Annotated in this window: 26 protein-coding genes and 1 riboswitch; of the genes, 12 read left to right on the forward strand and 14 right to left on the reverse strand. The window is 38.1% G+C overall.

The features are described 5' to 3' along the window. Positions 1-70 precede the first annotated feature (70 nt). The gene (locus tag ACFX40_RS11860) at positions 71-226 is read right to left on the reverse strand and encodes a hypothetical protein (protein ID WP_013059527.1); all 156 of its coding nucleotides are present in this window, start codon (positions 224-226) and stop codon (positions 71-73) included. A gap of 12 nt (positions 227-238) precedes the next feature. After that, positions 239-502 carry a YtzC family protein gene (locus ACFX40_RS11865; protein ID WP_013059528.1) on the reverse strand — a complete coding sequence of 88 codons (264 nt, stop codon included), beginning with the start codon at positions 500-502 and terminating at the stop codon, positions 239-241. Positions 503-671: 169 nt separating this feature from the next. On the opposite strand from ACFX40_RS11865, the gene mnmL reads away from it, so the two are divergent. Next, a complete protein-coding gene (mnmL, locus tag ACFX40_RS11870; protein WP_377254975.1) occupies positions 672-1,634 on the forward strand; it encodes a tRNA modification radical SAM protein MnmL/YtqA in 963 nt (320 codons plus the stop codon). After that, positions 1,631-2,200: a tRNA 5-(aminomethyl)-2-thiouridylate-methyltransferase MnmM gene (mnmM, locus tag ACFX40_RS11875; protein ID WP_377254977.1), complete on the forward strand. Its 570-nt coding sequence runs from the start codon at positions 1,631-1,633 to the stop codon at positions 2,198-2,200. Before mnmL ends, mnmM begins: the two co-directional genes overlap by 4 nt. Before the next feature lie 12 nt (positions 2,201-2,212). Here mnmM and ACFX40_RS11880 read toward each other — a convergent pair whose 3' ends face one another. Both ACFX40_RS11880 and ACFX40_RS11885 read right to left on the reverse strand, forming a co-directional pair. Next, positions 2,213-3,271 carry a tetraprenyl-beta-curcumene synthase family protein gene (locus ACFX40_RS11880; RefSeq protein ID WP_377254980.1) on the reverse strand — a complete coding sequence of 353 codons (1,059 nt, stop codon included), beginning with the start codon at positions 3,269-3,271 and terminating at the stop codon, positions 2,213-2,215. Positions 3,272-3,302: 31 nt separating this feature from the next. Beyond that, on the reverse strand, positions 3,303-4,079 hold the full coding sequence (locus ACFX40_RS11885) for an alpha/beta fold hydrolase (RefSeq protein WP_013059532.1): 777 nt from the start codon (positions 4,077-4,079) through the stop codon (positions 3,303-3,305). A gap of 107 nt (positions 4,080-4,186) precedes the next feature. Between ACFX40_RS11885 and ACFX40_RS11890 the strand changes: the two genes are divergently transcribed. The 3 genes from ACFX40_RS11890 to ACFX40_RS11900 all read left to right on the forward strand — a co-directional run bounded on the left by ACFX40_RS11890 (position 4,187) and on the right by ACFX40_RS11900 (position 6,594). Next, complete coding sequence (locus ACFX40_RS11890; RefSeq protein ID WP_377254983.1) at positions 4,187-4,714, forward strand: gamma carbonic anhydrase; 528 nt, start codon at positions 4,187-4,189, stop codon at positions 4,712-4,714. Positions 4,715-4,905: 191 nt separating this feature from the next. Beyond that, positions 4,906-5,430 (forward strand): phosphatase PAP2 family protein, encoded by a 525-nt coding sequence (locus ACFX40_RS11895; RefSeq protein ID WP_014457968.1) that lies wholly within the window; start codon positions 4,906-4,908, stop codon positions 5,428-5,430. Between the two features lie 18 nt (positions 5,431-5,448). Beyond that, positions 5,449-6,594 (forward strand): glycosyltransferase family 4 protein, encoded by a 1,146-nt coding sequence (locus tag ACFX40_RS11900; protein WP_377238718.1) that lies wholly within the window; start codon positions 5,449-5,451, stop codon positions 6,592-6,594. A gap of 32 nt (positions 6,595-6,626) precedes the next feature. Here ACFX40_RS11900 and metK read toward each other — a convergent pair whose 3' ends face one another. Further along, entirely contained in the window at positions 6,627-7,829 is a 1,203-nt protein-coding gene (metK, locus tag ACFX40_RS11905) for a methionine adenosyltransferase (RefSeq protein ID WP_013059536.1), read from the reverse strand. Positions 7,830-7,961: 132 nt separating this feature from the next. After that, a riboswitch (SAM riboswitch) is annotated at positions 7,962-8,079 on the reverse strand. A gap of 374 nt (positions 8,080-8,453) precedes the next feature. Here metK and pckA point away from each other — a divergent pair. Then, a complete protein-coding gene (gene pckA, locus ACFX40_RS11910; RefSeq protein WP_028411848.1) occupies positions 8,454-10,043 on the forward strand; it encodes a phosphoenolpyruvate carboxykinase (ATP) in 1,590 nt (529 codons plus the stop codon). 34 nt (positions 10,044-10,077) lie between these two features. On the opposite strand, the gene ACFX40_RS11915 is transcribed toward pckA, so the two are convergent. Then, on the reverse strand, positions 10,078-10,320 hold the full coding sequence (locus tag ACFX40_RS11915) for a DUF2584 domain-containing protein (protein WP_028410471.1): 243 nt from the start codon (positions 10,318-10,320) through the stop codon (positions 10,078-10,080). A 54-nt stretch (positions 10,321-10,374) separates the two neighbouring features. Continuing rightward, positions 10,375-11,157: an alpha/beta hydrolase family protein gene (locus ACFX40_RS11920; RefSeq protein ID WP_252123921.1), complete on the reverse strand. Its 783-nt coding sequence runs from the start codon at positions 11,155-11,157 to the stop codon at positions 10,375-10,377. 172 nt (positions 11,158-11,329) lie between these two features. On the opposite strand from ACFX40_RS11920, the gene ACFX40_RS11925 reads away from it, so the two are divergent. Genes ACFX40_RS11925 through ACFX40_RS11935 form a run of 3 tightly spaced genes read left to right on the forward strand, consistent with a single transcriptional unit; the run spans position 11,330 to position 13,893 of the window. Beyond that, the gene (locus tag ACFX40_RS11925) at positions 11,330-12,328 is read left to right on the forward strand and encodes an ABC transporter substrate-binding protein (protein WP_377238717.1); all 999 of its coding nucleotides are present in this window, start codon (positions 11,330-11,332) and stop codon (positions 12,326-12,328) included. A gap of 1 nt (position 12,329) precedes the next feature. Further along, on the forward strand, positions 12,330-13,100 hold the full coding sequence (locus ACFX40_RS11930; RefSeq protein WP_074677876.1) for an ABC transporter ATP-binding protein: 771 nt from the start codon (positions 12,330-12,332) through the stop codon (positions 13,098-13,100). Then, the gene (locus ACFX40_RS11935) at positions 13,087-13,893 is read left to right on the forward strand and encodes an ABC transporter permease (RefSeq protein WP_060747087.1); all 807 of its coding nucleotides are present in this window, start codon (positions 13,087-13,089) and stop codon (positions 13,891-13,893) included. Before ACFX40_RS11930 ends, ACFX40_RS11935 begins: the two co-directional genes overlap by 14 nt. Positions 13,894-13,939: 46 nt before the next feature. Here the strand turns inward: ACFX40_RS11935 and ytkD are convergent, their stop codons facing one another. The 5 genes from ytkD to ACFX40_RS11960 form a co-directional block, all read right to left on the reverse strand. Continuing rightward, complete coding sequence (ytkD, locus tag ACFX40_RS11940; protein ID WP_013059543.1) at positions 13,940-14,410, reverse strand: RNA deprotection pyrophosphohydrolase; 471 nt, start codon at positions 14,408-14,410, stop codon at positions 13,940-13,942. Between the two features lie 104 nt (positions 14,411-14,514). Further along, entirely contained in the window at positions 14,515-14,835 is a 321-nt protein-coding gene (locus tag ACFX40_RS11945; protein WP_028410467.1) for a hypothetical protein, read from the reverse strand. A 74-nt stretch (positions 14,836-14,909) separates the two neighbouring features. After that, on the reverse strand, positions 14,910-15,335 hold the full coding sequence (locus ACFX40_RS11950; protein ID WP_028410466.1) for a phage holin family protein: 426 nt from the start codon (positions 15,333-15,335) through the stop codon (positions 14,910-14,912). 80 nt (positions 15,336-15,415) lie between these two features. Further along, the gene (locus ACFX40_RS11955; RefSeq protein ID WP_013085268.1) at positions 15,416-15,856 is read right to left on the reverse strand and encodes a Dps family protein; all 441 of its coding nucleotides are present in this window, start codon (positions 15,854-15,856) and stop codon (positions 15,416-15,418) included. Between the two features lie 163 nt (positions 15,857-16,019). Next, positions 16,020-16,493 (reverse strand): S-ribosylhomocysteine lyase, encoded by a 474-nt coding sequence (locus ACFX40_RS11960; RefSeq protein WP_013059547.1) that lies wholly within the window; start codon positions 16,491-16,493, stop codon positions 16,020-16,022. 150 nt (positions 16,494-16,643) lie between these two features. On the opposite strand from ACFX40_RS11960, the gene yidD reads away from it, so the two are divergent. Continuing rightward, positions 16,644-16,871: a membrane protein insertion efficiency factor YidD gene (gene yidD, locus ACFX40_RS11965; protein ID WP_013059548.1), complete on the forward strand. Its 228-nt coding sequence runs from the start codon at positions 16,644-16,646 to the stop codon at positions 16,869-16,871. Between the two features lie 3 nt (positions 16,872-16,874). On the opposite strand, the gene ACFX40_RS11970 is transcribed toward yidD, so the two are convergent. Further along, on the reverse strand, positions 16,875-17,447 hold the full coding sequence (locus ACFX40_RS11970) for a beta-class carbonic anhydrase (protein WP_013085269.1): 573 nt from the start codon (positions 17,445-17,447) through the stop codon (positions 16,875-16,877). Positions 17,448-17,566: 119 nt separating this feature from the next. Here ACFX40_RS11970 and ACFX40_RS11975 point away from each other — a divergent pair, with 119 nt between their 5' ends. Together ACFX40_RS11975 and ACFX40_RS11980 are read left to right on the forward strand one after the other, a co-directional pair. Further along, the gene (locus tag ACFX40_RS11975; RefSeq protein WP_098658837.1) at positions 17,567-18,754 is read left to right on the forward strand and encodes a GTP-binding protein; all 1,188 of its coding nucleotides are present in this window, start codon (positions 17,567-17,569) and stop codon (positions 18,752-18,754) included. Positions 18,755-18,837: 83 nt separating this feature from the next. After that, complete coding sequence (locus ACFX40_RS11980) at positions 18,838-19,797, forward strand: metal ABC transporter substrate-binding protein (RefSeq protein WP_060747085.1); 960 nt, start codon at positions 18,838-18,840, stop codon at positions 19,795-19,797. A 29-nt stretch (positions 19,798-19,826) separates the two neighbouring features. Here the strand turns inward: ACFX40_RS11980 and ACFX40_RS11985 are convergent, their stop codons facing one another. Beyond that, positions 19,827-20,072 carry a type B 50S ribosomal protein L31 gene (locus tag ACFX40_RS11985; RefSeq protein ID WP_013059552.1) on the reverse strand — a complete coding sequence of 82 codons (246 nt, stop codon included), beginning with the start codon at positions 20,070-20,072 and terminating at the stop codon, positions 19,827-19,829. Between the last annotated feature and the right edge of the window lie 122 nt (positions 20,073-20,194).

Genomic DNA, 20,194 nt, shown 5'->3' on the forward strand with positions numbered 1-20,194 from the left:
TTGAAATTCGCTGACTATTTAAAAAGGTGATTTCACATGACAATATCATGCAAAATCACCTTTTTACCGCTTATTTTTGCTTCGAACGAACCGGCTGGGCACGCTTGCTGTTCCGTGCTTTTAATTCTTTTACAGGATCAAAATCTTTTCCTAGCTCAATATCATTGCTGTTGATCCCGTTTTTTGTTTTTTGTTCCGGGTTATTTTGATTTGAACGAGTTGCCATAAAATCCTCTCCTTAATGCTGAGTTGTAATCAATTTATTTTGCAGCTGCTGAACTTGCAGGCGCATGCGATATAGCTGCTCTCTTTGCTGTGCATTTGCACTGTGAGAAAACTCTTCAATTTCTTTATAAGCATTTTCTAATTTTTCCTGTGCTTTTGTATATTCAGTGTCGTTATAATGTTCTTGCTTCATGCCTTCCTGCAACTGACCTTGTCCAAAGCGAATAGCATCTTCACACTGTTGCATAAGTTGATCCACTGCTTGACGAGTTGTCATTCTCTATTCCTCCTATTCGTTCATTTCTGTCTTATTTTGCGCAACTTTACTTCCCTTTACGACAAGAAGAACCTGTTAAATATAAGCATCCTTAAATTTGTTTGGCACTTTTTCACGTTTTTGATACAATTTGTTGATGTATATTGCATGTAAAAAGGAGGTTGCTGATTTGAGTCAGACAAACCCATTTCCGTATAAATCTGAAAACAAACGTTATCACACCTGGAATTACCACTTACGTAACCACTTTGGCCATAAGGTATTTAAAGTAGCCTTAGATGGAGGATTTGATTGTCCAAACAGAGACGGCACGGTAGCTCACGGCGGCTGTACGTTTTGCAGCGCTGCCGGTTCAGGAGATTTCGCTGGAAACAGAGCGGATGATCTTGTGACACAATTTAACGAAATCCGTGAAAAAATGCATCATAAATGGAAAGACGGAAAATACGTTGCTTACTTTCAAGCATTTACTAATACTCATGCTCCTGTCGAGGAGCTTCGTGAAAAATATGAAGCCGTCTTAAAGCTTCCCGGAGTTGTTGGGCTTTCTATCGCCACGCGCCCTGACTGTCTCCCCGACGATGTGGTGGAATACTTGGCTGAATTAAATGAACGAACTTATCTATGGGTAGAACTTGGACTGCAAACTGTTCATGAACGAACTTCACTGCTTATTAACCGGGCACACGATCATCAATGCTATGTAGATGGGGTAGCAAAGCTTCGAAAACACGGTATTCGCGTTTGTTCTCACATCATTAATGGTTTGCCTTTAGAAACACCTGAGATGATGATGGAAACGGTACGGGAAGTAGCAAAATTAGACGTTCAAGGAATTAAGATTCATCTGCTTCATTTACTAAAAGGAACTCCTATGGTCAAACAGTATGAAAAGGGCCTTGTTGAATTTCTTTCATTTGAAGAATATGTAAAGCTTGTATGCGATCAGCTCGAAGTAATCCCTTCTGAGATGATTGTTCATCGTATTACCGGTGATGGACCGATAGACCTCATGATCGGACCGATGTGGAGCGTAAATAAGTGGAGCGTATTAAATGCCATTGATCAAGAGCTCGAACGTCGCCAAAGCTATCAAGGAAAATATTACGAAAAAGAGTTGATGGAAAGATGAAAATAGAACGTATCCTGCCTTTTGCCCGCACGTTGCTCACTAATGCTGTGGCCGAAGGAGATGTCGCGATTGATGCTACAGCAGGAAATGGACATGATACATTGTTCTTAGCCAACTTAGTCGGAGATACAGGTCATGTATATGGATTTGACATTCAGCCCCAAGCCATTCAAGCAACTCAGCAGCGATTGACAGAACATCATGTAGAAAAACGAGTCACGCTTATCCAAGAAAGCCATAGCAATATAAACATGCTTCCTCGTTCTATTAAAGGACGAGTCACGGGCGCTGTCTTTAATTTAGGTTATTTACCAGGTGGAGATAAAGACATTGTCACCACTTCTGAAACAACAATCTCTGCAATTGAGCAGTTACTTGATTTGCTAGCACCTGAAGGAGTGATTGTGCTCGTTATTTATCATGGACACGAACAAGGGAAACAAGAAAGAGACGATTTACTAACATATGTCCAAAATCTTGATCAAAAAGACGTTCACGTTTTACAATATCGTTTCATGAATCAGCAAAACAACCCTCCCTTCATCATTGCTATTGAAAAAAGATAAGCCGTATATGGCTTATCTTTTTAACATTCGGTACAAGCGTCCGTTGATATAGAAAAAGTAGCTGAGGGCTCCCCCCGCTTTTATTAACCTACGTGCATTCACATGAACATGTTTTTGTGCCCGCACTTTTTGATCCGACAAATAAACGCCCAAGAGTCCTTTATAGATAAAGCAGTGAAAGTGATAATCGGGCAGTTTTTTAGCATATTCGTCCGCTTTTACGACAAAATGCAAAAAGCGATCCATCATTTGCTGATAATGAGGATAATAAAAACAAAAGTTCAAATCTCCTCCTGCTTTATCTTCTTCTTGGTCAATTAAATAATCGAGTAAAATATGTAAGCCTTGAATATAAGGAAAATATCCTGCTTTTATTTTCTGCGTCATTTCTTCGGTCATCTCTTCTTGAAAGCTATAGGCAACTAAACAAAAAATTCCTAACGTTGAACCAGAGCACGCTGAAAATTCATACCACTCCATTTCAGGAACACTGTGCCGGTGAGCATCGAACCAATTCTCTAATCGTGGAACTCTTTCCTTGATTTCAACATGCTTATGTATTTGCAAATCACAATAATACTTAGCTAGTTCTAATAAATGTGAAGAGACTATATGGTAATTACAAGCTTTTCGCAAGGACTGCTGACAAGTCTGGACAAGTCCGGCTAAGTATCCTCCGTCGTCTTTATCCGCTCGAAAACGATAGTAATCTCCAAGAGGTGCATGAGGAGTCAACGCATCTGGCATCGATTCATGCAAGGCGGCAAAATCTTTAGGGTCTAGCGAATTGCTGCGGTCACATAAGTTATCTAAGTAATCGCTGATTGTTTGATAGGCAACAATAAATTTCACGCATTCAATCATGTTTTCTTTCGCTAAAATCGATAGGATACCGCCTCCTTCACAATGAAAAGTTTTTGTATCGATACTTGCCAATGCTTGAGTACGCAATTCTTTATTAGGAATCTCTTTTGCTCGTTCACGCCAATGATTAAGCTCATGATGAACGACAGGAAACACTTCTCGATAAATTTTTCTCATTAATGAAATAGGATGAGACGGAATCTTCATTTATTTTCACCTCAATTTCTTACCGCACTTATTAAATGTGAAGATCGACAAAACTTTTCGCATATGTAAAAACGTATTCTCTTTCAGGCTCATTAAAGATTTCGTGATACAGCTGAGACCATTCTTTGTAGATTTTTTCACTTAGCTCTATTTCATCAAACCACTGCCTAACAATCAGCTTTTCAATAATTTTATCTTCTCCTGCCTGCATCACAAGAAGCGGGACATCAGGCAAACGATCGATATCTTTAAAAGCTAAGTTGACAGCTTGGATCAATTCCCGGTACCATCTTACAGAAACTTTTGTAACATACAGTGAGTCATTTTCATCTTCATCTCGAACTTCTTGGTTTCTTGTTGCTTTTTCAACAGTGAGACCTAAATCGAAAAGTTTGTTCGGCATGACTTTATTTAACCCTTTAGATAGCATATCTAAATAAGCCGGTACTTGCTCTTTTAATCCTAAACAAGGAGAGGAAAGAATCGCACCCCATATAGGGAGGTTTTTTGTCTGGAGCGTACGAATAACCGCTAGTCCTCCCATACTGTGACCTAACAGGAAAATAGGCAAATCATATTTTTGCGCTTCACGTACCCATTCTTCCACTTCATACACATATTCATCAAAGGATAGGATATGTCCTCTTCTTCTTGTTGTTAAGCCTTGGCCAGGAAGGTCTCCCATAATTACGTGCATTCCAACCGAACGCCACATCTCAATCAGCCAGCGATAGCGTCCGTGATGCTCCGCTGCTCCATGGACCATGACAATAACGCCTTTTGGATTTACTGCTTCCCATTTATGCATTTGAGTTACTCCTTCTTCCTTTTTTTGTTTACCTGCTTAAAAAACCTTTGTACACTTACATTAGAAGATTTACTACTTTTTTTCAACTAATAAAGGGAGATGATTTGATGATTTATCCGTATAAAGAAAAAATGCCTACCATTGCACCCAGCTGCTTCATCGCAGACTATGTCACGATTACTGGAGATGTCACCATTGGTGAAGAAAGCAGCATTTGGTTTAACACTGTTATTAGGGGAGATGTTTCACCTACGATTATTGGTAAACGAGTAAATATACAAGATCAATCAACACTCCATCAAAGCCCAAATGCTCCTTTGCTTATTGAGGATGATGTAACAGTAGGACATCAAGTTATTTTACATAGCTCCATCATCCGCAAACGCGCGCTCATTGGCATGGGTTCTATTATTTTAGACGGTGCGGAAATTGGTGAAGGTGCTTTTATAGGTGCTGGAAGCTTAGTGTCTCCCGGTAAAAAAATACCGCCTAATACTCTCGCACTCGGCCGACCTGCTAAAGTGATCCGCACTCTTACAGAAGAGGATTTAAAAGATATGCAGCGCATTCGTACAGAATATGTAGAAAAAGGGCAGTATTATAAGTCTATTAAGAAATCTGATTCTTCATTATAAAGGAAACGTTCCCTCAGAAAGTCATACTGAGGGAATTTTTTTAGTATCTCCACAAACTCTCCAATCATGTTCTATTCTCTCCACAATTGTAAAGAAATTTCCATATTAATTTACATCGTTTTAGTACTGCCTCCACAATTAAAGATTAAACTGAATAATAAAGACGTATTTATTGAAAAGGGAGCGACTCTATGAAAGCCAAGTTAATTCAGTATGTATACGATGCCGAATGCCGATTATTCAAAAGCGTAAACCAACATTTTGATCGAAAGCACTTAAATAGATTTTTACGTTTACTCACTCACGCCGGCGGAGCCACGTTTACCATTGTGATAGCGTGCTTGCTGTTATTTCTGCATCCTTCATCCGTCGCTTACGCTTGTGCGTTTTCTCTAGCCGTTAGTCATATTCCTGTGGCCATTGCTAAAAAACTATATCCGAGAAAACGACCTTATATTCAATTAAAACATACAAAAGTATTAGAAAATCCATTAAAAGATCATTCATTTCCATCTGGGCATACAACAGCTATTTTTTCGTTGGTTACCCCTCTTATGATTGTTTATCCAGCCTTCGCTGCTGTTCTTTTGCCTCTTGCAGTAACGGTAGGGATTTCAAGAATTTATCTCGGTCTGCACTATCCGACGGATGTCATGGTAGGCCTGATACTGGGCATCTTTTCAGGTGCTGTTTCACTGAACATATTTTTAACTTAATTGATAGGAGGAGTACTAATGAGAATTGCTTTATTTACGGATACATTTGCTCCAGAAGTTAACGGAGCTGCTAAAACACTTTATCAATTTACTCAGTACGTCAAATCAAAGCAAATTCCCATCCAGGTATTTGCTCCTGAATTTGCTCATGATCAGTCATTTTCAACGTATGTTCACCGTTCGCCCAGCATGCCGTTTTTTCTTTATCCAAACAGCCGCTTTTCATTGCCAAACGTTCTAAAAATTAAAAAGCAGCTGCAGGAATTCAATCCTTCTATTATTCATTTGGCCACTCCTTTTACAATGGGGCTTTGCGGCTCCTATTACGGGAAAAGATTAGGTGTTCCTCTTGTCGGCTCTTATCATACCAATTTTGATGATTATTTATCTCACTATGAACTTGAAAAAATGCGTATACCACTGCAAAAATATATGAAATGGTTTTATAAACCTGTACAAAAAATATTCGCTCCCTCTGAAGTGACCAAACAGCAGCTAGAAGAACAAGGGTTTCACAACGTAGCTATTTGGTCGCGAGGAGTAAATCATAAATTATTTCATCCCCACTATGACCGCTTTGATATTCGTATTAAATATAATATTAAAAAGCCCTACATTTTAACGTATGTAGGAAGATTAGCTAAAGAAAAGAACGCTGATTTTTTAATAAAAATCGCACGATCTCTACCGGATCATATCCGGCATCAAATTCACTGGGTTATTGTAGGAGACGGCCCTTTAAAAGAACAAATGCAGCAGCAAGCATCTGAGCATATGACATTTACAGGCTTCCTTGAAGGTAAGCAACTTGCTCATATCTATTCATCATCTGATTTGTTTGTTTTTCCTTCAGAAACAGAAACCTTCGGAAATGTTGTACTGGAGTCTCTTGCTTCTGGAACTCCTGTAGTGGCAGCAAATGCAGGAGGAGTTAAACAGATGGTTCAGCACGGGCGAAACGGCTACCTTTGCAAACCTCACTCCTTAGAAGAATTCAGTTCGGCTATTACAGATTTACTCGATGATTTGCATCAGCGGCTTCACTTTGGCCATGCAGCGAGGCAATACGCTCTTACTCAATCATGGGACGCCATTTTTCAGCATTTGCTTTCAGAATATGAAGGTGTCGTAGAAAAATCTGCTGCAGGTATTCAATGGGCATAAAAAAAATCTCCGTTTTCACGGAGATTTTTTTATTATTTAGCTAAAGCTTGAGTTTTTAATGCTTCCGCTTTGTCTGTGAACTCCCAAGGAAGCTCCACATCCGTACGACCAAAGTGGCCGTAAGCTGCTGTTTGCTTATAAATTGGGCGACGTAAATCAAGCATTTTAATGATGCCTGCTGGACGTAGGTCAAAGTTTTTGCGTACTACGTCTACTAGTACTTCTTCAGAAACTTTTCCTGTACCGAATGTATCAATTGAAATAGATACTGGTTGTGCAACACCAATTGCATATGCTAGTTGTACTTCACATTTATCAGCAAGATCAGCTGCTACAATGTTTTTCGCAACATAACGAGCTGCATAAGCTGCTGAACGGTCTACTTTTGTTGCGTCCTTACCAGAGAATGCACCGCCGCCGTGACGAGCATATCCGCCGTAAGTATCAACGATAATTTTACGACCAGTTAAACCAGCATCTCCTTGAGGACCGCCGATTACGAAACGTCCTGTTGGGTTAATGAAATACTTTGTATTTTCATCAATTAACTCGTTTGGAACAACTGGATTAATAACATATTCTTTTAAGTTACGTTGAATTTGCTCTAACGTTACTTCTGGGTGATGCTGAGTTGAAATAACAATTGTATCGATGCGAACAGGTTTGTTGTTTTCATCATATTCAACTGTTACTTGTGTTTTACCATCCGGGCGAAGGTAAGGAAGAATTTCTTCTTTACGTACTTCTGTTAGACGGCGAGCAAGTTTATGAGCTAATGAAATTGGAAGAGGCATTAATTCTTTTGTTTCGTTACATGCATAACCAAACATTAACCCTTGGTCTCCAGCTCCGATTGCTTCGATTTCTTCATCTGACATTTGACCTTCACGTGCTTCTAACGCTTGGTCTACACCAGCAGCGATATCAGCTGACTGCTCGTCGATAGATGTTAATACTGCACAAGTTTCAGCATCAAAACCGTATTTTGCACGAGTATAGCCAATTCCTTTAATTGTTTCACGAACTGTTTTAGGAATATCCACGTAAGTAGAAGTTGTAATTTCACCACTTACTAAAACTAAACCAGTTGTTACGCTTGTTTCACAAGCAACACGAGCATTTGGATCCTTTGCTAGGATAGCATCAAGAATTGAGTCAGAAATTTGGTCACAAATTTTATCGGGATGTCCCTCTGTAACAGATTCTGACGTGAACAGACGACGTTGTGTTGACATCAGTTTTCCTCCTTATAAATACGATACATTGTGATACGGTACTCATTCCCTTATTTTCATTACACGTTAAAAAATATAAAAAAACCTTTCCTTGTATCGAGGAAAGGTATCAAATTCTACATAAGCCTTTCACTCTTATCGATCAAGGTTGTGCCCTTGCATCAGGTTAGCACCTTATCGTCTACACAAAAAAATGACGATGGTTGCTGGGTTTCATAGGGCCTGTCCCTCCACCAGCTCGGGATAAGAGAGTATCCGTTCAAGGACATATAATACATGAAAAAGCGCTTCACTGTCAACAACATTCAAATGGAAATCATCTCTTTATGTTTGAATCTGTTTTAATGTAACATACTCAAATTACGAAATAGTACATCTTATTAAGAATTATCACTAAGTTTGGTTAATAAGACAGATCAAAATGAGGCTTTCACTTAAAACAGCTTCACTTTTTTCGCTCCTAGCACATATACATGTGTCTAAAATAGGTATAACGTACATTTTTTTATAATACACAAACATTTTTAGTTAAATAGTATAGAATAATTAAATAAATGTGTTATACTAATTATAAATTTCAAACATTAATGAATAAATAATAGCTAAAAAAGGAAGGTAGTGCACATGAGTACTGTTGATATGTCTATCGAATTAAATGGTTTGCTTCAATTAAAAACAACAAAACACCAATTATCTGTTCCACAACTTGTTGAAAAAATTCTAGCTCGACGCGAAGGAACGCTGACTTCTACAGGTGCTGTGTCAGTCGAAACCGGAAAATATACAGGTCGCTCTCCTTTAGATAAATTTATTGTAAGCGATGCTGTGTCTTCAAAAACGGTTGAATGGGGACCTGTCAATCAGCCAATTTCTGCTCAGCGATTCGATGCGCTATACAAAAAAGTCTTAACTCACTTAAAGAAGCAGGATGAACTTTTTGTTTTTAATGGATATGCTGGAGCTGATAAAAAGTATCAGTTACCAATTCAAGTAGTTAATGAATTTGCATGGCACAACCTATTCGCTCAGCAGTTATTCATTCGCCCTTCAGCCGAACAAAAAACAAATGATGATGTGAAGCCGTTTACAATTGTAGCAGCTCCAACGTTCAAAGCTGATCCTGAAACAGACGGGACGAACTCTGAAACCTTCATTATTCTTTCGTTAGAGCGACGTATTGTGCTAATTGGAGGAACTGAATACGCTGGTGAAATGAAAAAATCTATTTTCTCAGTGATGAACTTCTTGCTTCCTCAAAACAATATTCTATCCATGCACTGTTCTGCTAACGTAGGAGAAGAAGGTGACGTTGCATTATTCTTTGGTTTATCTGGAACGGGTAAAACAACGCTTTCTGCTGATGCAAACCGTCGTTTAATCGGAGATGACGAGCACGGTTGGTCAAGCTCTGGTGTATTTAATATTGAAGGAGGATGCTACGCGAAGTGCATTCAGCTTTCCGAAGAAAAAGAACCCCAAATTTTCAATGCAATTCGCTTCGGCGCCGTACTGGAAAATGTAGTGTTAAATCAAAATACGAAAGTAGCAGATTACAATGATAATAGTTTAACAGAGAATACTCGTGCCGCTTATTCAATTGACTCTATTGATAATACAGTATTACCAAGCGTTGCTGGGCACCCTACAGCTATTGTCTTTTTAACTGCCGATGCTTTCGGCGTCTTGCCTCCAATCAGCAAGCTTACAAAAGAACAAGCGATGTACCATTTTCTGAGCGGATACACTAGTAAGTTAGCTGGAACAGAGCGCGGCGTAACATCGCCACAGGCTACTTTCTCTACATGCTTTGGTGAGCCTTTCTTACCTCTTGCTCCAACAACTTATGCAGAAATGCTAGGAAAGAAAATCGATGAACATAATGTAAATGTCTACCTTGTAAATACTGGATGGACCGGCGGTGAATACGGCGTGGGAGAACGAATGAAGTTAAGTTACACTCGAGCTATGGTTCAAGCAGCCCTTGAAGGAGAACTAGCTAATACCGAAACAGTAACAGACGCTATTTTTGGTTTATCGATTCCAACTCATGTTCCGGGAGTTCCTGATGAAGTGCTTCAGCCTTCTAAAGCATGGAACGATGCAACAGCTTATAATCAAAAAGCAACTGAGCTTGCTGCTAAATTCAAAGCTAATTTCAAGCGTTTTAATGATGTAGCATCTGACATTTCAACATTAGGCGGACCTAGGGTCTAATAAAAAACCGATCGTCTTAGAGACGATCGGTTTTTTAATTAGTCGAATGTAATTTTGTCAGTTCATATGTGACAATGGTTTTTTCCTGTTCCATTTCTACCTTACGCACAATAGCAGTTCCAATACATTCTCCAGTTTTCGTTTTGTGAATGTTTAATGGAATATCTAACGGATACAAGCGATATCCTTTTTTCTCAATTTGAAAAATGTTATCCGTTACACGCTTTTCGTTGCCTTTTGTCACAATCATTGTATTTAATTCTAGCGGCATCCCCATTTTTTCTCACTCCTCACTGTTATTCTACTTGTTTTCTCTATCGTAGCATATCTTTTATTGCGCTTTCATCCACTTCGTTAACTTCTTCACCGTTTCTCGGTTTTCTTTTGGTGGAAAAGCATGTGGAAAGTTTTCGAAATACCAGCTGGTAACTTTTTTATTGGACTTCTTTAGTTTAGATTCGAGCTGATAGGAATGATCAATCGATACGTTTTTATCTTCTAAACCATGAATAAGCAAGACCGGCGGCTCGACGAGATGAGCACGGTGCAAAGGTGTCCTCCATTCGTATCTTTCAGGATATTTAGAAGGAGTTCCTCCAATCACCCGCTTCATCATTCTTCTTAAATCTTCTCTTTCTTCATATGTCAGCACCATATCCGTGACGCCTCCCCATAACACAAGAGAGCGGCTGTCGTTTTTTTCAATGGCTGTGAGTAAAGCCATCACTCCCCCTCTTGAAAACCCAAAAATATGAATGCGGTCATGGTAGACGCTAGGGAGCTGTTTCAGTAAATCGTAAGCAGCAAAAGCATCGTAACGATCATCTCCTGCAAAATCTTCGTTTCCTTCGCCTCCTTGATTTCCCCTATAGAACGGAGCCATCACAATAAAACCTTGAGAAGCAAATTGAATAAGTCGAGCAGGACGAACCGTTCCTACGTTCTTAATACCTCCTCTTAAGTATAAAAAGCCGTCATACATTCCTTTTTCTTTTGGCTCTGCGAGCATTCCTTTAATCTTAAGCCCTTGACATGCATATGTAATCACCCACAGCGCCACACGAGGGTTTGATGATGGGAAACGCTGTTTATGAAGAATTGTTCCATCTTTCATTTTTTTCCTCCATTCTTTATATAACTAGCCTGCTTTCTCCCGCTAAGGTGTACTTTCAATTGTTGGCTAATACTTCTTTGATTTTACACATAGTTATATAGGCACTCACCTTCTTCCACTTCTTTACATACATTATCATAAAATATTTTATTCTTTTAAGGAGGTTTGCTTTATGAAACCAATCAAATGGCTTTTTTCTTTGCTTGCTATTATGATTTTACTCATTCCACTAATTAGCTGCAGCAAAACAACATCTGTACAAACGGTTCGTGTCGGCGAAGTAACTCGCTCTATCTTTTATGCTCCCCAGTACGTTGCTATTTCAAAAGGCTTTTTTGAAGAAGAAGGACTAAAAGTAGATTTAAAAACAACGTGGGGCGGAGATAAGACAATGACGTCACTTTTATCTGACGGCATCGACGTCGCCTTAGTCGGCTCGGAAACTTCAATCTACGTATATGCACAGGGGTCTAGTGATCCCGTCATCAACTTTGCACAACTAACCCAAACCGACGGAACATTTCTAGTAGCGCGTAAAAAAGTCGATCACTTCTCATGGGGTCAGCTTAAAGGCAAAACGTTTCTTGGTCAACGTAAAGGCGGTATGCCGCAAATGGTAGGGGAATATGTGTTGAAACAGCATAATATTGACCCTAAAAAAGATGTAAAACTCGTTCAAAACATTGATTTTGCTAACGTTGCGAATGCTTTTGCTTCTGGTACTGGAGATTACGTTCAATTATTTGAGCCAACGGCTAGTATTTTAGAGCAACAAGGAAAAGGACATATCGTTGCTTCCTTCGGAAAAGAATCAGGAACAGTTCCTTATACAACATTTATGGCCAAAGAAAGCTATTTAAAAAATAACCCTGAAGCGGCAGCTAAATTTACTCGAGCTATTTACAAAGCACAAAAATGGGTGAATACACATAGCTCAGATGAAATTGCTGAAGTGGTTGCACCGTATTTTGAAGATACACCTAAAGACACGCTAAAAACCGTGATTGACCGCTATAAATCCCAAAAATCTTTTGCAACTAACCCTTTATTAGATCAAAAAGAGTGGGATCATTTACAAAAAATCATGGATGAATCTGGAGAACTTCCAAGACACATCGACCACAACAAGCTAGTCAACACAAAATTCGCAAAAGATGCAATGAGTGAGTAATATGACAAAACTTCACATTCAAGATGTTCAGCATATGTATCTTACGACAAAGTCTGCTACCACTGCACTTGAACATATTAATTTGTCTATTGAAGAAGGAGAATTTGTTTCCTTTCTCGGCCCAAGCGGATGTGGAAAAACGACGCTTCTATCGATTATTGCAGGCTTGATTGAACCAACGTCCGGCTCTGTCACAATAGACGGTGAAAATATCGGAACATCAGTCCCAAACATCGGTTATATGCTTCAACAAGATTATTTGTTTCCGTGGAAAACTATTAAAGAAAATATTTTACTTGGGCTTGAAATTCGCGGACAGCTAACAGATAAAACAGAGAGTAAAGCACTGTTACTCCTAAAAGAAATTGGTCTACAAGGCGTAGATGACCTATATCCACACCAGTTATCCGGAGGCATGAGACAACGCGTCGCTTTAGTCCGAACACTTGCCATTGACCCCGCTATTTTACTCTTGGATGAACCTTTTTCAGCACTTGATTTTCAAACAAAACTCAAGCTTGAAGAACTTGTTTCCAAAACGCTGATGACTTATCAAAAAACGGCTGTTTTGGTCACGCACGATATCGGCGAAGCCATTGCTATGAGCAGCCGAATCTTTTTATTCTCAGCCAAGCCGGGAAAAATTGCAAAAACATTCACGGTTCCTTCTATTTTACGAACCCTTTCTCCGTTTGAAGCACGACAGCATCCTGTCTATAACGATTTATTTATGAACATATGGAAGGAGCTTGATCAACTTGAAACCCACTAGCTCCCTAGATACTCTTCACGAAAGCTACCTTCGCAAGGTTCGAGGCGAAAAACGATTAGTACTGAGCGTGCAGCTGATCATGTTCTTAGCCTTTTTTAGCTTCTGGGAACTGGCTTCTCGTTTAAAGTGGATTGACCCTTTAATTTTCAGTTCCCCTACTAAAGTATGGAATTTATTTCTAATTAAACTTGCCGACGGCTCGCTGGCAGAACATATTGGTTTTACATTATTTGAAACGGTTCTCGGCTTCATTCTAGGCACATTACTAGGTATTTTACTTGCAACGGCCCTTTGGTATTCAACTAGGCTTGCACATATATTAGATCCTTACCTCGTTATTTTAAACGCCATGCCTAAAGTAGCGCTGGGCCCTATTTTAATTGTAGCAATCGGGCCAGGATTTTTCTCAATTTTAACGATGGGAGCAATTATATCCGTTATCATTACATCCATCGTCGTTTACACAGCCTTTAAAGAAGTTGACCCAAACTATATTAAATTACTAAAAAGCTTCGGGGCAACGAAAACCCGTTGTTTTAAAGAAGCTATTCTTCCAGCTTCCATGCCTGCCATTATTTCCACATTTAAAGTAAATGTCGGCTTATCTTGGGTAGGCGTCATCGTAGGAGAATTTTTAGTTTCTTCAAAAGGGCTTGGATATATGATTATTTATGGTTTCCAAGTCTTCAACTTTACTCTTGTTCTTCTCAGCTTATTATTAATTGCCATTTTCGCTACGATTATGTACCAAGGCGTTGCTTATTTAGAAAAGAAATTGATCCGACGCTCATAAAAAATCCCCCCGTACAAACGGGGGGATTTTTATTAATACGATGCTTTTACAAAAATGTTCGCTTTACATATTTCATTACATATTGTAAAACATTATCTTTCATGATGAAGCTGTATGCATCATCTTGTTGAATGCCCGAAGGTAGTTCATCAATCATTACGGGACCATCTGTTTCCATGTAGTCTTCTTTTTTAATTACATTTCCAATAGTAGCAAAATAAATATTTTTAATAATGGTCTTTCCTTTACTTACTACTTTGTACTGACCAATATAAGTCAAAGAAGAGACTTCTCCGCCTGTTTCTTCAAATACTTCTCGAACCGCTGCTTCTTCTGGTACTTCATTGCCTTCTAGTTTTCCTCCGGGAAATTCTAAACCTCGTTTTGAGTGATTCGTTAGCAACCATTGATTTTCATACCTGCATACGACCCAAACATGACGTGGAGTTTTCGAGAATGGATTTTTTTCAAATGATAAAAATACTTGATTATGATATGCATCCTTAAATGTGTACATGGTCGACTCAAACTCCATTTGATTTTTCCCTTATTTTATCATACATTACGGCCATACCTGATAAGAAAAGTATGCTCGTACTTTTTTTATTTGCTTTTTACCCTTTATTCCATTCTATCTGAAGATAAAATATTCATCTGTTTGATATGTGATTTTGTTTCATCGTCTCCCAGCTTATAAAGCATGGCATATATGTCAACTGTTGTTTTATCGTACATATCATTTTGAGAATCATGATGATACTCCAGATACGGAATATGTGATCGCCAAAAGCTTGACCAATCGCTTGAAGCGCGCTGATCTAAATAGGTTCTCAGCTGCTCCACTTCTTCATCTGTTGCTTCAATGGCATAATTCCAGTCTGAAGCAGTATTTGACTGATTGATTTCCCCTGAACTCAGAGATACATAATATTTTTTTGTCATGAAAGATATTCAGCTCCTTCTTTCTAGTGCCAACTTATCTTTCTTATTTGTATCTTATTCTTTTTTTATACACTCTAAGATTTAAAGCGGTCTTTTAAAATCGCTATTGCTTTTTTTAACGGCTCTGGAATCGGAACCCCTACAATTCTTGCGTTTTCTGTAATTGAAATCATTTCGTTTAAAATATAGAATAAAATAGCTCCATCTCGAATAATATGACCGTTTTCCCAAAATACAGAATCGATAAAGTTTGCTACAGCAATCATGGCAAAAATAAAAATCTTTTTGGCAATTCCTTTAAAACCTACTTTGCTAGATAAACGTTTATTTATAAAAGCTGCAATCGTGCCTGTCAAATAATCCATTGTCACTAATGCTACTAAAGCCATTAGTAAATAGTCCCACTCTCCAAATAAAAAAAAAGCCAGTGAACCTAAACTTGAGATTATCAAGACAGAAAGCTTCTGCATATCCACTTTTTTCACCCTTTCAGCAGTCATATCCCTACAGTATATGCCGGTGAAAAAAAAGTGTTCGTCCATCTTATCATAAAAAACCTGCGATTACTCGCAGGTTTTAATCACTTGCCTAGGAATGATTTTAACATCCACGTATGCTTTTCTAAGCTTTGATGAATGGCTAACAGCATGTCTCCTGTTGTTTCGTCGCCCGCTTCACCGGCTGCGTCCATTCCTTCTTTTAATTCAGCAGTTAGCGTATCAAAATCGCTTACTAAAGAAGCAACCATATCTTTAGCCGTTTCGCTTCCATCCGCTTCTTTAATAGAAGAAAGTTCTAACGATTCTTTCATTGTTGCCACAGGTTTTCCTTCTAATGCTAAAAGGCGTTCTGCAAGGTCATCAATAATTGTAGCTGTTTCCGTATACAGCTCTTCAAACTTTTCATGAAGAGTGAAGAATTGTTCACCTTTTACGTACCAGTGAAAGTTATGAAGTTTTATGTACATTACACTAAAATTCGCTACTTGTTTATTAACGATTTCATTTACATTTACTGCCATGTTTTTCGCTCCTTTGTGAACTCTTTGTATAATATAGTTGTACCCTTTTTTAGTTGATTAAAACATTTTTTTCATAAAAAGAGACATTTCCCTTTCTTTAGACTTAGAGAAACTTCTTCATCTTTTTTCAAATAAAATAAGCAGCCCAGCGGACTGCTTATTTTTAGCCAAATACTTTTTCTAAATCTTCTTTGTCCTGTTCTAGCCAGAACTTCATCAAGCGTTTTGCTCCTTCTAAATCGTGAAGTTTCGCTTGGCCGCACTGCTTTTCATTTGCTGCTGGAATTTCAGTAATGTTAATTGCATCTTTTAACGTATCGTCTAACAAATCAATAATTTCACGTACAGTCGGCTCACCGCTCACTACTAAATAGTACCCTGTTTGACATCCCATAGGCGAAATATCAATAATATCAAAGTGATCGTATTTTTCTACATGAGTACGAATATTAAAAGCTAATAAATGCTCTAGCGTATGAATAACGTCCGGCTTCATTGCTTGTTTGTTTGGCTGGCAAAAACGAATATCAAATTTATTTACAACGCCGTCGCTTCCCACTTTGTGAACACCGCAGTGTCTTACGTAAGGTGCTTTAACCGCATTATGATCTAGCTCAAAACTTTCTACTGATGGCATAATACCACTCCTTTTATCTTCTTTCACCTATCATAACATGCAATTCCGATATATTTCATCCATTTAATAACCTTTATTTCTTTTAGTTGCTTTTTATTCCTTCTATCCCTTATAGTATGAGCAAACACGAAAGAAAGAACGTGATAATAAATGATTGCAAAGCTTTTGCTTTTACTTATAAAAGGATATCAAAAAGGAATTTCACCTTTTCTTCCGGCAAGGTGCCGGTTTTACCCTACCTGCTCCCAGTACGGAGTTGAATCCATTAAACGCTTTGGTGCCGTAAAGGGATCTTATTTGACTGTAAAACGCATTTTAAAATGCCACCCGTTCCATCCGGGTGGCATCGATGAAGTACCTGAGAAAAAATCACACTAAGCTTTAGTTGTTTTCGATTGCTTCATACCCATTTACAACAACATCTAGCTTTCCTGTATTTGGATCAATAACTAGTCCATGTACAGGAGTATCTTTTGAAAATAAAGGATGATTACGGATTGTCTCTACACTATGCTGAACAGTCTCTTCTACTGAATCAAAACCCGTTAACCATTGTTTCAAGTCCATAGAATATTCAATGGTATTAATCACTTCATCTGAGATGCCTTTTGCTCTTACTTTCTCTAAAAAAGGTTCCGCCTGAAGTTTACCTGCTCCACAGTCGTGGTGACCAATTACACATACCTCATCTGCTTGAAGCTCGTACACAGCTACTAAAATGCTTCGCATAATACTTCCAAATGGATGTGAAACAAGCGCTCCTGCGTTTTTAACAATTTTCACGTCTCCGTTGCGCAAATTCAAAGCGTGTGGAAGTAATTCTACCAATCTTGTGTCCATACACGATAAAATAACCATTTTTTTATCAGGGAATTTGCTTGTTTCGTAAAGTTCATACTTCTTTTCTTCTACAAATTTTTGGTTGAATTCTAAAACATCTTGTAATAAGCTCATCTGCTGTCTTCTCCTTCATAAAAAAAATTCTTTCTTGTATTATAATACTTTTTCCTATAAGATGAAAAGTGTTAAATCGTAATCATTATTATTTACAAACAAGAAAGTAGGTTATACCAGTGAAAAAAATTCCCGTTACCGTTTTAAGCGGATACCTTGGTTCAGGTAAAACAACGCTTTTGAACCATATTTTAAAAAATAAAGAAGGTTTAAAAGTCGCGGTCATTGTCAATGACATGAGCGAAGTAAATATTGATGCAGACTTAGTTAAACAAGGCGGATTCTCTCGAACAGATGAAAAACTTGTTGAAATGCAAAATGGCTGTATTTGCTGTACGCTTCGAGACGATCTAATGAAAGAAGTAGAACGCCTAGCAGACAATGGTGATATTGATTATATTGTCATTGAATCTTCCGGAATCAGCGAACCTATCCCTGTTGCTCAAACATTTACTTATATTGATGAAGAGCTGGGCATTGATTTAACTCAGAAATGTTCGTTAGATACGATGGTCACTGTAGTAGATGCCAATCGCTTTTGGGAAGACTTTTCATCCGGCGAAAGCTTATTGGACCGCAAAGAAGGAACAGATGAAAACGATACAAGAGAAGTGATTGATTTGTTAATCGATCAAATTGAATTTGCAAACGTCATTTTGTTAAACAAAGTTGATTTGTTAACAAAAGATGATGCAGATGAGCTGCAGGCTGTTCTTCACAAATTAAACCCAGAAGCCACTGTTATCCAAACAATTAATAGTGAAGTAAGCCTTGAAGCCATACTTCATACCGAGTTATTCGACTTTGAAAAAGCTAGTCAAGGAGCCGGATGGATTAAAGAATTAAATGAGGAGCACCATACGCCTGAAACGGAAGAGTTCGGTATTTCTTCTTTTGTATACAGAAGGAATCGTCCCCTTCATCCTGAACGCTTTATGAAATGGTTAGAGAACTGGCCGGTTGATATTGTACGTGCAAAAGGATTTTTCTGGCTTGCTTCGCGTAATAATATGGCAGGACTTCTTTCTCAAGCAGGTACGTCCATTATGATTCAAGCAGCGGGTGAATGGATAGCAACTTACGCCCCGGAAGAAAGAGAACAAACCTTAAAAGAAGAGCCTGAATTACGAGCAAAATGGGATGAACAATTTGGAGATCGTATTAACGAGCTCGTTTTCATTGGTATTGATATGAACACAGCTGAAATAATTGAAACTTTAGACCGCTGTTTGCTGACAAATGAGGAAATGAATCAAGATTGGGCTACTCTCAAAGATCCCCTTCCTAAATTTACAGTAAGTGCGTAAATTTTTAGTTTTCAAATCGTAATAATTACGATATAATAACATAGGTCATAAATGGTTACGATACGAACGGAAGGAGCAACATAATGAAATTCAAACCACTTTTAATGGTGCTTGCATTAGGAATTGGAACAGCTCTTGCAGGGTGCAGTTCAAGCAGTGCAAATAACGCATCTGATAATAAAAACAAAAAATTAGAAGTTTATACAACAATCTACCCTTTACAGGACTTTACTGAAAAAATCGGTGGAAAATATGTAAACGCTAAAAGCATTTTACCAACCGGTGTAGATGCGCACTCATTTGAGCCTACAACAAAAACAATGGTCAAAATCGCCAACGCGGACGCATTTGTTTACTCAGGAATTGGACTTGAAGGTTTTGCAGATAAAGCACAGTCTACACTTAAAAATGAAGATGTAGCTTTAGTAGAAGCTGCAAAAGGAATTAAATTAGCAAAGAGTTCTGAAGATGAGCATGCCCACGAAGACGAACATGCCCATGAAGAAGAGCATAACCACGGAGATACAGACCCTCACGTTTGGCTTGACCCTGTTTTAGCTATTCAATTAGCAGAAAATATTAAAGACGAACTTATTGAATTAAAACCAGATAAAAAAGCAGAGTTTGAAAAGAACTTCCAAGCGTTAAAGACTCAGCTTGAAGATGTGGACCAAGAGTTAAAAACAACGATTGGCGACGCACCTCATAAAGAAATTTTAGTATCACATGCAGCCTATGGCTACTGGGAAAAACGATACGGCTTAAAGCAAATTAGCGTAGCGGGTTTATCTCCTACAAATGAGCCGTCTCAAAAACAATTAGAAAACATCGTAAAACAAGCAAAAAAAGACCATATCAAATACTTTATCTTTGACCAAAATTTAAAGCCTAAAGTGTCTACGCTTGTAAAAAATGAAGTAGGAGCTCAAGCTTTAACACTTCATAACTTAGAGTCATTAACAAAAAACGATGTTAAAAATAAAGAAGATTATTTCTCCATTATGCAACACAACATTGATACCTTGAAAAAAGCATTATATTAATAAAAAAACTAGCCTCCCGGCTAGTTTTTTTATTGTAATTTATATTTTTGCTTAAAGCGTTCTACACGGCCGCCTTTATCAGCAAATTTTTGTTTTCCTGTATAAAATGGATGTGTATCCGAACTGATTTCAACTTTTAAAAGCGGATATGTGTTGCCATCTTCCCATTGAACGGTCTCATTTGATTGTTTTGTAGATCCTGATAAAAATGATGTTCCGCTATTTGTGTCCATAAATACAACTTTACGATAGTCTGGATGAATATTGGTTTTCATAAAATATCTCTCCTTTAAAACAATATATGTTCATTATAATCGTAATGATTACTATTTTCAAGTGATATGTTTTACCAATTCCGATGCATAAAGCGTGGTAAAAAGTGGACAATAAGGTTTAT

Source organism: Priestia sp. YIM B13552, from assembly GCF_042787775.1.
In the GTDB taxonomy this organism is placed as follows: Bacteria; Bacillota; Bacilli; order Bacillales; family Bacillaceae_H; genus Priestia; species Priestia megaterium_E.

Excerpts from the sequence above, each read along its gene's own strand:
- ACFX40_RS11860 (WP_013059527.1), bottom strand. The coding sequence starts at position 226 with ATGGCAACTCGTTCAAATCAAAATAACCCGGAACAAAAAACAAAAAAC.
- ACFX40_RS11865 (WP_013059528.1), bottom strand. The coding sequence starts at position 502 with ATGACAACTCGTCAAGCAGTGGATCAACTTATGCAACAGTGTGAAGAT.
- mnmM (WP_377254977.1), top strand. The coding sequence starts at position 1,631 with ATGAAAATAGAACGTATCCTGCCTTTTGCCCGCACGTTGCTCACTAAT.
- ACFX40_RS11880 (WP_377254980.1), bottom strand. The coding sequence starts at position 3,271 with ATGAAGATTCCGTCTCATCCTATTTCATTAATGAGAAAAATTTATCGA.
- ACFX40_RS11885 (WP_013059532.1), bottom strand. The coding sequence starts at position 4,079 with ATGCATAAATGGGAAGCAGTAAATCCAAAAGGCGTTATTGTCATGGTC.
- ACFX40_RS11890 (WP_377254983.1), top strand. The coding sequence starts at position 4,187 with ATGATTTATCCGTATAAAGAAAAAATGCCTACCATTGCACCCAGCTGC.
- ACFX40_RS11895 (WP_014457968.1), top strand. The coding sequence starts at position 4,906 with ATGAAAGCCAAGTTAATTCAGTATGTATACGATGCCGAATGCCGATTA.
- ACFX40_RS11900 (WP_377238718.1), top strand. The coding sequence starts at position 5,449 with ATGAGAATTGCTTTATTTACGGATACATTTGCTCCAGAAGTTAACGGA.
- metK (WP_013059536.1), bottom strand. The coding sequence starts at position 7,829 with ATGTCAACACAACGTCGTCTGTTCACGTCAGAATCTGTTACAGAGGGA.
- pckA (WP_028411848.1), top strand. The coding sequence starts at position 8,454 with ATGAGTACTGTTGATATGTCTATCGAATTAAATGGTTTGCTTCAATTA.
- ACFX40_RS11915 (WP_028410471.1), bottom strand. The coding sequence starts at position 10,320 with ATGGGGATGCCGCTAGAATTAAATACAATGATTGTGACAAAAGGCAAC.
- ACFX40_RS11920 (WP_252123921.1), bottom strand. The coding sequence starts at position 11,157 with ATGAAAGATGGAACAATTCTTCATAAACAGCGTTTCCCATCATCAAAC.
- ACFX40_RS11925 (WP_377238717.1), top strand. The coding sequence starts at position 11,330 with ATGAAACCAATCAAATGGCTTTTTTCTTTGCTTGCTATTATGATTTTA.
- ACFX40_RS11930 (WP_074677876.1), top strand. The coding sequence starts at position 12,330 with ATGACAAAACTTCACATTCAAGATGTTCAGCATATGTATCTTACGACA.
- ytkD (WP_013059543.1), bottom strand. The coding sequence starts at position 14,410 with ATGTACACATTTAAGGATGCATATCATAATCAAGTATTTTTATCATTT.
- ACFX40_RS11945 (WP_028410467.1), bottom strand. The coding sequence starts at position 14,835 with ATGACAAAAAAATATTATGTATCTCTGAGTTCAGGGGAAATCAATCAG.
- ACFX40_RS11950 (WP_028410466.1), bottom strand. The coding sequence starts at position 15,335 with ATGACTGCTGAAAGGGTGAAAAAAGTGGATATGCAGAAGCTTTCTGTC.
- ACFX40_RS11955 (WP_013085268.1), bottom strand. The coding sequence starts at position 15,856 with ATGGCAGTAAATGTAAATGAAATCGTTAATAAACAAGTAGCGAATTTT.
- ACFX40_RS11960 (WP_013059547.1), bottom strand. The coding sequence starts at position 16,493 with ATGCCATCAGTAGAAAGTTTTGAGCTAGATCATAATGCGGTTAAAGCA.
- yidD (WP_013059548.1), top strand. The coding sequence starts at position 16,644 with ATGATTGCAAAGCTTTTGCTTTTACTTATAAAAGGATATCAAAAAGGA.
- ACFX40_RS11970 (WP_013085269.1), bottom strand. The coding sequence starts at position 17,447 with ATGAGCTTATTACAAGATGTTTTAGAATTCAACCAAAAATTTGTAGAA.
- ACFX40_RS11980 (WP_060747085.1), top strand. The coding sequence starts at position 18,838 with ATGAAATTCAAACCACTTTTAATGGTGCTTGCATTAGGAATTGGAACA.
- ACFX40_RS11985 (WP_013059552.1), bottom strand. The coding sequence starts at position 20,072 with ATGAAAACCAATATTCATCCAGACTATCGTAAAGTTGTATTTATGGAC.